Here is a 12,721-nt window from a genome sequence, read left to right on the forward strand (position 1 = left end):
AACCGTACTATTTAAAAACTAACATTCAATCCTAAAGATACAGACTTGGTAACCGGATACGACCAACCTCTGGTTGCATCAGGGGTTTCCGGATCTAATCCATATTTACGTAATGGATTTATTGCAAACAAGTTCGTACCAACCACAAATAAACGCAGATTCTCCATTCTCAGCTTCTGAACCAGGCTTTTATTAAAAGTATATCCCAGAGTTACATTTTTCAAACGTAAATAGGATGCATTTTTATACCAATAGTCAGAATTCCAATTATTAGTTGTTTGACCGATTTTTTGTCTTGGAATAATAGCATCACGATCATTGTTCTCCGGAGTCCAACGTTCATTCCAAATAACCTTAAAAGGAGTTCTTACACCATCAATATTAATGTTCCCGGATTGTAGCTGCACATAATAATCCGCTGCTCCTTGTGCAAACACGCTCAGATCAAATCCTTTATATTTCATATTGAGGTTTATACCATAAATAATATGAGGAGTTCCACCACTTCCGATATTACGTGCATCCCGCCAGTCAACTTCTCCATCATTATTTATATCGACAATCTTTATATCACCAGGACGAAGAGATGTATTTCCCATACCATCCATATCATACCCCAGATTATCAATTTCCTCCTGGCTGGTGAATAATCCGTCTGATTTATATGCATTATAAACATCAATCCATTGACCGGATTTTTTCTTTAAACGTATATCATCAGGGTCTGTATAATCGGGTTCATCATAATGAATCCATTTTGATCGCGACCAGGAAACATTACCACTGATATCATAAGAGAAATCGCCGAAATTACCTCTATGCCCAATAAGCACTTCAAATCCTCTTGTGCTTTGGCTGTTTATATTTTCACTAGGAAGAGTTGCTCCGAATGTATTAGGTAACGATACGACGCGGGTACCCAGCATATCATCCCGCTTTCTGTAAAAGACATCAATCTCCGAATACAGTTTACTGTTCAACACAGATAAATCTAATCCTACATTATATAATGTCATCGTTTCCCAGGAAATATTTGTATTGGCAATACCTGTAGTAGTTAATCCGGGAACTTCTTTTCCTCCAAGTACGTTATAACCCTCAAACTTATATCCGGTAAGATATTGAAATGCACCGACAGAGTCAAATCCAGTCTGGCTCACACCTGCACGCAGTTTCAGATTGTCGATCCAGGTTAAATTATTTTTTATAAATGTTTCCTCAGACATTCGCCAGCCAGCAGATATGCTTGGGAAAAATCCCCATCTTTTATTCTTTGGGAAATTCGGTGAACCATCATAACGGGCTGTGGCTTCCAATAAATATTTTCCTCGATAAGCATAATTTGCACGAGCAACAAAACTAGCTCTTCCGGAGACAGAAGCACTCCCATTGGCTTGCTGGTTTATAGTTCCACCAGCAAAAAGCTGATCAATGGCACTTGTTACATAATTCTCCCTATAAGCGGAGAAGTTTCCGTTATTATAATCTATTATTTCCACCAAAGCCAATCCGTTTATTGAATGATCTTTATTGAATACTCTATCATAATTCAAAGAAAATTGCCCTGTTATAGTTTGATTTTTATGAAACTCCTGTTTCAATGATGTAGGCATCGACTTACCATACAATGTATAGGTATCCGTCGCATAATCGTAATCCCAGATATCATTTTGTTTTGTCCAGTTCTTCCGATCATAAGACACCTGTTGATAGTTCAGTTTCAATTTTGCACTTAATCCGGGAACAGGACGAACTTTATAATTAACAGAAAATGCACCATTCAATGTATTTTTGTATGTTTTATCATACCCTCCCAAATCCTCATGTGTATTTATGATTGCATTAAACGGACCCGGACCTATATGAGGAACCTTTGTCGGATCTGGAAACGAAGCATGTGATGTTGGCGTACTATCAAAGAAATCCATCCAGAACCATTCCTCAGATGCTGGCCGGTTAGATTGACGTACATCATCCTTTATCGCAGACAGGTCGAGAGAAAATGTTAAATCCGAAGTCAGATTTACATCCAGATTTGAACGGACATTAAATCTCCTATAACCTGTATTATCCCCCTTAAACATTCCATCCTGACTGAGATACCCCAGGAATGTATAATACTTAACAACATCCGTACCTCCTCTGATCGTCAGGTTATACTGTTGCTGTAGTGCAGATTTTTTCATTATCTCATCATACCAGTTCGTACTTGGATATTGAGGATCATTCCCTGCAAAATATTTCGCTATATCTTCTTCTGAGAATTTTGTTTGATTTTCAGGAACGCCCGAATTAATCTGAGCTTCTCTGAAAAGAGTTGCATATTGTCCGGCATCAACAGGCTCAGGGAAATTTGTATAACTCTGGCTGGTCAATGTTCCGTTAAATGAAATATTCGGTTTACCGGACTGTCCACGTTTTGTTGTAACCAATATAACCCCGTTTCCGGCTCTGGCACCATAAATAGCAGCAGATGCATCTTTCAATATAGAAACTGACTCAATTTCGTTCGCATCTATATTATTAAAAGATTGTTCCACGCCATCGACAATAACAAGAGCACTTCCAAAAGAACGGATATTAATATCTGCTGCATCAAAACCGGGTTGCCCGCTTTTTTGTTTGGCTATCAGTCCTGGTAACCGCCCAACTAAAGCATTTGTAGTACTAGCTACCGGAGTTTTTACCAACTCTTCATTTTTCAAAGTAGCTACAGCTCCTGTCAGATTTAATTTTTTCTGGGTTCCATAACCGACAACAACAACTTCATCCAATGATTGTGAATCTTCAGTCATCCTGATCGTAAATAATTTCTGCCCATTCACTTGAATTTCCTGTGTATTAAAACCTATATAAGAGACCTGTAGTATAGACTTTCCGGAAACTTCCAAATAGAACTTTCCATCCAGATCGGTGATAGTTCCATTTGTCGTTCCCTTTTCCATCACATTTGCACCAATAACTCCTTCCCCCTGTTCGTCAATAACTTTTCCTGCTATTTTTACGACATCCTTCTGTTGGTCTATTGAAGCTAATGATAACACAACCTGACGATTTGCCTTCAAAACATATGAAACCGCAGCCTGTTGGGTAATCTGTTTCATTATATCTTTTATATCGCCATTCTTTATCTCAATAGAGATAACTTTATTCAAATCCGATAAATCATCATTGTAGAAAAAGCGATAATCGCTCACCTTTTCTATCTCTTTAATCACCTCACGTACCGGTTTATTCTTCATGATGAGAGTGATCTGGCTCATTGCTGTGAAGCTTGAAAAAACAAGCATCATACTACACAAAAAAGCCTGTATTAAAAACTGCTTGATGTTACTCATTTTTAAGTGTTTTTTTAATAGTAAATGGATTATAAATAGTAACTTTACAAGCTAAAATCGGGTATAAAACATTTCTACGCGGTCAACCCGCCAGTCGACTGTGTTATAAATATGATTTGTAAACTCCGATTTAAGCTAAAAAACTGTGTACAAGGGGCGACTTCCACCAGAAGTTGTCCCTTTCTTTTTTTTCTACTTCTCTATCTCATATGCAAATTCATTTAAAGTTAACAATACTCTATTAATTCACTCTATTGCCTTTCACTCAGAACGATTGTGTCTCCAAGTGATTCATACATTATCGGCGACGTCAGACTGATAATTTCAAATACATTATCCAGACTATTATTCTTGATTACGCCTGAAAAACGAAACTGTTTGATTTTCTCTGACTTAAACTCTATATGTACATTATAAAGTCTGTTTAACCGTATAGCAATATCATTCAATGTTTCACCTTTAAATGCCAACTCATTATCCCTCCACATGGAAGCATAAGCCACATTCTCCGGATTATCGACCTTTAAATCATCCTCTATCCGGTTGAAACAAACCTGCTGATCAGGAGATAATATCACAGAATGACTACCGGCAGTGGCCCGGATACTACCAGTAAATAATGTAGCAATCACATCCCTATCTTCCTTATATGCTTTTACATTAAAACTCGTACCTAATGCTTCAACTTCCATATCACCAGTTTTTACTATAAAACGATGATCTTTATCTTTTGCAACCTCAAAATAAGCCTCACCAGCCAAAGCTACAACGCGATCTTTCATTCCATAATTACTATTGTATGAAATCTGAGTGTGAGAATTCAACCAAACCTTCGTTCCATCCGGCAACATCACACTGGCACGCTGACCTTTCTCTGCCTCCACCTGGTATTCTTTCGCAACTGGTACAGATTGACGGGTATACAAATGAGAAGTAATACCGACTACCACACATAAAATAATGGCTGCCGCATACTGCCCCCAACGAATGAACCATCGTTTTTCGAATTTCCGCGTCTTCTTGATTGCAATAGATTCTGATCTTATCTTTGTTTTTAATTGATGAAACATACGAAGCTGCACGTCCTCCGATAATTCTTTATCAGAAGCTTCATGCCAATGCTGACGATAAAAAGTCAAAATATCCTCCTGCGCATCGACATCCCGAAACCACAACAACAATTGTTGTTCTTCTTCAGGTGAAGTTTCTCCCCGCATAAAACGGTCTAATAATAATATATTTGTGTTATCCATTGTCTCTCTTTTATTATTGTATATCCTAAAATTTGTCAGATCCCTTACAGGCAAAATAAAAAAAGGATGGTTTTAACATCCTTTAATCATCACTAGTATTAGTACCGCAAGATTACTTTCTTCTGAAAGTTTTTGTTTTATAAAGCGTAAAGCACGATAAATCTGGGTCTCAACCGTTTTTTCCGAAACTGATAAACGGTCTGCTATTTCCTTATTAGATAGATGTTGGCGCCGGCTCAGCAGAAAGATCTGTTTTCTGGACAGAGGTAACTGCTCAATCAAAGCATCAATATATTCCCGAAGAGATTCCGCGTCAATATTCTCTTCTGTCAATGAATCTGTTTCTCTTGCCCGTCCCTCAAATGTGAAAGTTAATTGTTCAGACTCCAAACGTTTTTCAGTTTCTTTGTATACCAAATTCCTGGCTATTGCAAAAAGATAAGCATCAAATCCCAGTTCTGGATCTATAGTTGCACGTTTTTCCCATATCTTCAAAAAAACGTTCTGAGTTAAGTCCTCAGCCAGAGATTTATCATATAGCAGGGAGTATATAAAATTAAATACCCAAGAGTTATATTTCCAATAAACAGCATCAAAGGCACTTTCATCCCCCTGCTTCAACCGAAATAAAACCTCTATATCTATAGCCGTTATTGCGTGTTTTTTCATTTCCCCTCCTATTGACTCTGACAAAGGTAATATTTTATCCGTAGTTCATAAAGGACTAAGTCACCTTTTGTCTAATTGAAAAATTATATGAAAGACGAACAATCAGAATTGATCATAAAATATCTGCAAGGACAGCTGGATACACAGGGCATGAATGATTTTTATGCCTGGGTGAGTGAGAGTGCCGTAAACAAAAAGGTATTCTTTGAAATCAAGGCTGTCTATGATGCCTGTTACTCTAATGGGATGCAGAATGATCCGAAAGAAAGCTGGGATCGTCTTCAGAAAAAAAGAAAGGAACTTTGTCCACGTAAGAAAAGCAGATGGCTGCAATTAGGTAACTATGCAGCAGTTTCTTTTATTACGGTATGCCTTACCTCTTTATTTCTGACTCTTAATAAGGATGAAGACCAAATAGCGACACGATATATCGGTGGAGACGGGTTGGATGCAGATGTTGTTGAATTACCGGACGGGACACATGTTTGTTTGGGATCGAAAACAGTATTTCATTATGAAAATGATTACGGCAGAAAACAGAGAACCGTTTATCTGGAAGGGGAAGCTTATTTTGAAGTCGCAAAAGATAAAGACAAGCCTTTTATTGTAAAGACTAAAGAACAGGATATAGAAGCCCTTGGAACGAAATTTAATGTTACGGCCTACGCTTCCGATTCACTACTCATCACAACTTTACTGGATGGAGCAGTTCGTTTGAAGACAGAGAACATTCTGCATCAAACCATACTGAAACCTAATCAGCAGTTTATTTACAACCGGAATACGCATGCTATCGATGTAAGAAATGTGGATGCCAAACAATTCACTTCCTGGACAACCGGCTATTATTATTTTCCGGAACAAAGCCTGGAAGCCATACTTTACCGGCTAAGTCATGTTTACGGAGTTCGATTTACCGTCAAGTCCGAAGCACTGAACAAACGAACTTTTACCGGAACTTTTTACCGGGGACAAAGTATAAAAGATATCATGGAAATTGTCAATCTTTCTATTCCAATCAAATACAAGATTGACGACCGTCATATAACCGTTTCTGAAATATAAATAATAGCTAATCTTAAAAATGTATTAATATGAGCGAGTAAAGAGGTAAAAAGAAAAGAAGAGAAAATCTTGCCGGATTCTCTCTTCTAAAACGTGTGATTCAATTAAACTCCCATTGCCGTGGGATTATGTTTAATCTTAAAACATTCAAAAGTATGAATAATCAACGTATAGTTGTTTCTGTAAATCTGAAAAGAACTATAAAAATTATGAAATTAACCGTCTTAATGCTAACCGTTTGCTTGTCGCAAATGGTCGCCGCAACTTATGCGCAAACAACAAAACTAAATGTTTCCGCCAAAGAGGAGACATTAGAAAATGTGTTGAAACAAATAGAAAAACAATCAGAGTTCTTGTTTTTCTATAATCTGGAAGAGGTCAATAAAAACGAAAAGATCTCGATCAGAAAAAAGAATGCCAATATCCAGGACGTTTTGGATGCCATTGCCACCAAAACAGGCTTGAGATATACGATCAAAGACCGTCACATTGTGCTGACTACAGAACATGTTTCAAATGCTGCCATTTCACAACAATCACAGAAGGTAACAGGTGTTGTCAGTGATCTTATGGGACCGGTTGCCGGAGCCAACGTGATTCAAAAAGGAACAACAAATGGTACGACTACCGATCTTGACGGTCAATTCTCTATCGAGGTGCCTGCCAATGCAACATTGCTGATTTCTTTTATTGGCTATATTCCACAGGATATTGCCGTAAAAGGACAGAGTGTTATTAATGTAACATTGAAAGAAGATTCACAGGCGCTGGAAGAAGTTGTCGTTGTCGGTTACGGTACGATGAAGAAAAAAGACCTGACAGGCGCTGTTGCTTCTGTTAAAATGGACGATGCCCCCGTCGGTACGGTTTCAACCATCAGTCATGCGCTGGCTGGTAAGGCTGCCGGTTTGCAGGTAAGTACGATCAGTGCACAGCCGGGAGGTCAGTCTACTTTCCGTATCCGCGGTGCTGCTTCTTCAGACAAAGCAGGGAATGATCCGCTGATCATTATTGATGGTTTTCCAGTGAGCGATCCGGGATCGTTGGACAGCGGAAACCAATATAAGGATGGAAATAAGGATAATATCCTGTCTTCAATTAACCCGAACGATATAGAATCTATCGAAGTACTGAAGGATGCAAGTTCTACTGCTATCTATGGTGCACGTGCCGGTAACGGTGTGATTATCGTAACGACGAAACGAGGTAAAAGCGGTGCGGCAAAAGTACAGTATTCCGGTTCTGCATCTGTTCAAGATATTTCAAAGTCTTATGAAATGTTGGATGCTCCAGGCTTTATGCAAGCGACAAACGATTACAGAAAAGAGCTTTGGCTGCGTACGAATGGTGTGGGCATTTATGGTGGTAAATCCGAATCAGAAGTGTCTTCACCTTTTGTTCCGGATTATACTGCTGAACAAATTGCCAATCCTGCACATAACACAAATTGGTTTGACGAAATCTCCCGATTGGGATTTCAAACTTCACATAATTTATCCATTACCGGCGGTAATGAGAATACGAAGTATCTGGTTTCCGGTAACTATTTCAAACAAGACGGTGTAATTAAAAATAATGCTATGGAGCGTTATTCTGCACGTGTAAATCTGGATCAGAAACTGAGTAAATATGTAAAGATGGGAGTAAACCTGAATGTATCCCGTAACCAATATGATAATATTCCTCTGGGAAATGGGCAGAATGAAAATGCAGGTATCCTGGTTTCGGCCGCTCAGTTTAATCCAACATTGCCTGTACGCGATGAAAACGGTGAATACTCAATGAATCAGGACGCCTCTTTCCTTCCCAACCCAGTTTCTTTATTGGATATTACAGATAAGACAACTAAAGAAAGATTACTAGGTACGGTCTTCTTTGAAGTTCGTCCGATTCAGGATTTATTGTTGAAAGCTAATTTCGGTATCGACCGTAACTATCAGAAACGTAAACAATACATGCCTACAACAACGTTGTACGGAGCAAGAGAAAATGGTTCAGGTTATATAGCACAGGCTGACAACTCAGACTATCTGATGGAATTAACAGCTAACTATACTAAACAATTTGGTGATCATAATTTAAATGCATTGGTTGGTCATTCTTACCAGTTGTTTGATTATGAATTTCTGTCAGGAAAGAGCAATGACTTCATTACCGATGGTTTCTTATATAATAACCTGGGAGCAGGCAATGCAAAACGTCCGACTGTAGGTTCAAGTGCAACAAAATCACGCATGGCCTCATTTTTTGGTCGCGTGAACTATTCATTCAAAGATCGTTATTTATTGACTGCCACTCTTCGTGCCGATGGTTCCTCTAACTTTGCAGATGGAAACCGCTGGGGGTATTTTCCTTCTGTTGCTGCCGGATGGAGATTCACGGAAGAAGAATTCCTGAAGCCTTTGACAAATATCTTATCAAATGGTAAATTACGTTTGAGCTATGGTGAAACAGGTAATGCCAATGTGGGTGACAAAGCCTATAGCTACTATAAAGTGGGTAATAATAATTTCTTTGGAGGTAGTGCAGTCAACGGTGTTTACCTGGATCAGATGGGTAACAATGAACTTACCTGGGAAACGACACGTGAATGGAACCTTGGTCTGGATTTAGGTTTTCTGAACGGCCGTATTAATGTAACAGCTGAATATTTCCACAAAGTAATATCTGACCTGTTAAACGAACGGACTCTGCTTTCATATAACGAAGTGAATAAAATTATAGCTAACGTAGGTAAAACTCAAAGCCAGGGTTTTGAATTTACCCTCAATACTACCAATATCCGTAACAAAGACTTTGAATGGACTTCCGATCTGACATTCTCTTTATACCGTGACAAATGGAAAGAACGCGACCCGAACTGGAAGCCGAGTGCATACAGCGAATACAACGGTTATATCCGTTCTTATGCCGGTTATCTGTCAGATGGTCTGGTACAACCGGGTGAAAAGATCGACCATATGCCAGGAGCTCTTCCCGGACAGGTAAAAATTAAAGATATCAACGGATATGTTTACAATGAAGACGGTTCGATTAAAGTTGATGAACACGGTATTCCAATGAAGACCGGTAAACCTGACGGCAAACTGGATGATGCTGATAAAGTGATTTATGGTTCTGCCGACCCTGGGTACCTGTTTGGTTTTAACAATACATTCCGTTATAAAAACTTTGACCTGAATGTCTATTTCTACGGACAATTTGATAAATTATCAGCCGGTAGCTATAAGAAAACCTGGATTAGTAATAACGTCAATGACTTACGCCGTGGTTACAACCAACCGGTTTCAGTAGGTGATATCTGGAGTTCAACGAATCCTAACGGCACATTGCCTGGTTATTTCCAAACTGAAAGCGCTTACGGAACGGGTGATTATTATTACGAAAAGACCTGGTTTATCCGTTGTCGCAATATTACGTTAGGCTATAATATACCGATCAAGACCAGCAAGCACATCTTGTCTAATGTTCGCGTATATTTTGATGTGAACAACCCGTTTGTTATCACACCGTATACAGGACTTGACCCGGAAACCGACATTTCAAGTTCAGAAAGTACTCCTTCAAGTCTGCAATGGGCTTATCCGAATGTCCGTACTTACAGCTTTGGTTTGGATATTACATTCTAATTTATTAATCAATAAAAGAAGATATAAGATCATGAAGAAATTATTATATACATTAATGTGCTGCTGTACATTAATCTCATGTACTGATCTGGAGCCGGAAAGATATGATGCCATCAACCCCGGATTTTTCCCGAAAACAGAGAAAGATGCGGAAGCATTGATCACAGGCGGAGTTTACGCCCCTTTTCGTTGCGATAACTATAGTGGTATCTTTAACGTGGCAAGCGGTGTACAGATTATCGGAGATATGTCCACCGATCTGGCCGTTTGCTGTTGGGTAAATGATTCATGGATTCCTTTGACTAGTCACAACTGGACACCCAATCACCAGTATTCGACAATAAACTACACCAATTATGCCAAATATCTGGGGACAATGACATTGACGCTTGAACGCATTTCCGGTGTGGAAATGGCAGACGATGTGAAAGCACGCATGAATGCTGAAATCCATATGGGACGTGGTTGGCTAGCCTTCCTCTTATACGATTTCTATGGTCCCATGCCAATACCTACACTTGAACAGCTGAATAACCCGTTGGCAGAAGAGATCATTCCCCGGGCAAGCCAGGAAGAAATGACAACATTTATCGAAACAGAATTAAAATCAGCACTGGAAGGCCTTCCTACCCGCGCTTCTGCATTCGGACGTTTTGATAAAGGTCTGGCATATACAGTCCTGATGAAATTCTACATGCACGAAAAGAACTGGGCAAAAGCTGTTGAATGTGGCCGTGAGTTGATGAAAGCCGACTACGGATACGGATTAATGGATTCCTACCAGTCTATTTTCACCCTGGAAAACGAACAGAATCAAGAAATCATCTTTGCCTGCACCGAAGAAAGAGGTACCCAACTGGAATTATGGCACGACCATTGCCTGCCGGGTAACTATCCCTGTAAGAACAATTCTATCCAGCGTTGGGACGGCTTCAAAGTTCCCTGGTCTTTCTATCGCACATTTGACAAGAACGATGATCGTCTATCCGTATTGGTCGGTGAATATATGGGTAATGACGGCGTATTGTTCAATGAAGAATCTGATATTATAAAACATGGTAATACCTATTCAGGCGCGGTTCCTGTGAAATATGGCGAAGATCCGGAATCAACAGGTGACGGCAGCCAGATCGACTGGATCGTTTACCGCTACGCGGATGTGCTGACTTTGCTTTCAGAAGCAATCGTCCGCCAGGGAAATTCGGTAACACAAGAAGCTGTCGATTTGTTAAATCAAATACGTGTACGAGCTAAATTGTCTCCATATACTATGGGAGACATAAAAGGCGTCGATGATTTTCTGGATAAGATGCTTCAAGAACGCGGCCACGAATTTTGGTGGGAAGGAAATCGCCGTGCAGACCTGATTCGACACGGTAAATTTATCCAGAACGCGATCGACCGCGGTTCAACGACGACGAAACCCGAATTCGTTCTCTTCCCGTTGCCACAGGCTGTCATCAACGAGGGGAAAGGAATTATCATTCAGAACCCCGGATATTAATTCGTTCCTCCAAAGAAAAAAACTATATTTGCATTTTAAGAAAAGGCCGCTTTTAACTGCGGCCTTTTTTCTCTGATAAAACTGAATATCATGAAACACTTGTTTTACACATTTATTTCCGGTTTACTTCTAATAGGTAATATACAGTCTTCCAATGCTCAGGATTATCCGCCTAACCCGTTGGAAAAAGAAGGATACCGTTTAATTTTCCATGATGAATTTGATGGTGAAAAAATTAATACGGATAAATGGATTCCGGAGTATCTGCCATCATGGCCCAAAGACAGATCTGTTTGTGCCCCGACTTATGAAATGAAAAATGGCATTATCAGACTTATCATTGACAAGAACTCAAAAAATGAATTTGATAAAGGGATGCATATATCAGGTTTCATGAGTGCCAGTCGTACCGGCTTGCATCATTATGACCCAAAGAAAAAAGCACTTCACCAGATAAAAACGGAAGCGACTCAAATCAATCAGTACGGATATTACGAAATGCGTGCAAAGATGCAGGATGGCGGAGGTGTTCATTGTGCCTGGTGGCTAATCGGTTTCGAAGACGACCCAAATCAAAGTTGTGAGATTGACATATTTGAAATACTGGGAACAGATATCAATCGTATATGGTCTACCGTACACAGTTGGAAAGATTCTACCATCCAGTATCACACCGAACATCCGTGGTTTGCCAATAAAAAGCTAGCCGAAGAGTTTCATATATATGGCTTCGACTGGACACCGGAAGATGTCACCGTTTATGTCGATGGCATACAAGTAATGAAACACAAAGCAGCGATTACCTATCCGCTCATCCAAATCATTTCTTTCTATGATAACCGGAAAGCCAAAGATGGCTGGACAGGCACTTATGATCCAACCATTCCCTATCCTAAAAGTTTTGATATCGACTACATTCGTATGTACAAAAAAATACCGAAAGGATACAAGAGCATTCCGGAGAATGATTTGCGTATTACCTCTATCGAACCAGCTTGTTTACAAGTTGCCGAAGGGAAAGCGACTTTACGGAATATTGACGGACACATTACCCGCGAATTGTTATATACACCTTCGTTTGTCAATGTACATTATAATGACGGTACTACAACTCAACAGTTTGTAGAATGGGAACCTTTAAATGAGGAAGCCTTTGAAAAAGTCCAAAAAGAAGGAACTGTTATTGTAGATGGCCAGATCAAAGGATTACCGGAGTCATTATTGAAAGGGCAAAAAGCTACGTTAATCATCACTATCAAATAA

Annotated in this window: 7 protein-coding genes; 4 read left to right on the forward strand and 3 right to left on the reverse strand. The window is 39.5% G+C overall.

Annotated features, from left to right (window positions below):
• Window positions 1-11 precede the first annotated feature (11 nt).
• From NBH14_RS05775 to NBH14_RS05785, 3 genes are all read right to left on the reverse strand, one after another.
• Window positions 12-3,338 carry a TonB-dependent receptor gene (locus tag NBH14_RS05775; protein ID WP_186958681.1) on the reverse strand — a complete coding sequence of 1,109 codons (3,327 nt, stop codon included), beginning with the start codon at window positions 3,336-3,338 and terminating at the stop codon, window positions 12-14.
• A 251-nt stretch (window positions 3,339-3,589) separates the two neighbouring features.
• Complete coding sequence (locus tag NBH14_RS05780) at window positions 3,590-4,591, reverse strand: FecR family protein (protein ID WP_186958682.1); 1,002 nt, start codon at window positions 4,589-4,591, stop codon at window positions 3,590-3,592.
• Window positions 4,592-4,663: 72 nt separating this feature from the next.
• Window positions 4,664-5,260: an RNA polymerase sigma factor gene (locus tag NBH14_RS05785; RefSeq protein ID WP_186958683.1), complete on the reverse strand. Its 597-nt coding sequence runs from the start codon at window positions 5,258-5,260 to the stop codon at window positions 4,664-4,666.
• Between the two features lie 87 nt (window positions 5,261-5,347).
• Between NBH14_RS05785 and NBH14_RS05790 the strand changes: the two genes are divergently transcribed.
• From NBH14_RS05790 to NBH14_RS05805, 4 genes are all read left to right on the forward strand, one after another.
• Entirely contained in the window at window positions 5,348-6,325 is a 978-nt protein-coding gene (locus NBH14_RS05790) for a FecR family protein (protein WP_186958684.1), read from the forward strand.
• Between the two features lie 155 nt (window positions 6,326-6,480).
• Window positions 6,481-9,954, forward strand: a complete 3,474-nt coding sequence (locus NBH14_RS05795) for a TonB-dependent receptor (protein ID WP_186958685.1) — start codon at window positions 6,481-6,483, stop codon at window positions 9,952-9,954.
• Between the two features lie 31 nt (window positions 9,955-9,985).
• Window positions 9,986-11,458 (forward strand): RagB/SusD family nutrient uptake outer membrane protein, encoded by a 1,473-nt coding sequence (locus NBH14_RS05800; RefSeq protein WP_186958686.1) that lies wholly within the window; start codon window positions 9,986-9,988, stop codon window positions 11,456-11,458.
• A 90-nt stretch (window positions 11,459-11,548) separates the two neighbouring features.
• The gene (locus NBH14_RS05805) at window positions 11,549-12,721 is read left to right on the forward strand and encodes a family 16 glycosylhydrolase (RefSeq protein WP_186958687.1); all 1,173 of its coding nucleotides are present in this window, start codon (window positions 11,549-11,551) and stop codon (window positions 12,719-12,721) included.

The organism is Parabacteroides caecihominis (genome assembly GCF_023656785.1).
Classification (GTDB): domain Bacteria; phylum Bacteroidota; class Bacteroidia; order Bacteroidales; family Tannerellaceae; genus Parabacteroides; species Parabacteroides segnis.

What these genes read in the sequence shown, in the direction of transcription:
- NBH14_RS05800 (WP_186958686.1), top strand. Translation starts at nt 9,986, where the DNA reads ATGAAGAAATTATTATATACATTAATGTGCTGCTGTACATTAATCTCA.
- NBH14_RS05805 (WP_186958687.1), top strand. Translation starts at nt 11,549, where the DNA reads ATGAAACACTTGTTTTACACATTTATTTCCGGTTTACTTCTAATAGGT.
- NBH14_RS05780 (WP_186958682.1), bottom strand. Translation starts at nt 4,591, where the DNA reads ATGGATAACACAAATATATTATTATTAGACCGTTTTATGCGGGGAGAA.
- NBH14_RS05795 (WP_186958685.1), top strand. Translation starts at nt 6,481, where the DNA reads ATGAATAATCAACGTATAGTTGTTTCTGTAAATCTGAAAAGAACTATA.
- NBH14_RS05785 (WP_186958683.1), bottom strand. Translation starts at nt 5,260, where the DNA reads ATGAAAAAACACGCAATAACGGCTATAGATATAGAGGTTTTATTTCGG.
- NBH14_RS05775 (WP_186958681.1), bottom strand. Translation starts at nt 3,338, where the DNA reads ATGAGTAACATCAAGCAGTTTTTAATACAGGCTTTTTTGTGTAGTATG.
- NBH14_RS05790 (WP_186958684.1), top strand. Translation starts at nt 5,348, where the DNA reads ATGAAAGACGAACAATCAGAATTGATCATAAAATATCTGCAAGGACAG.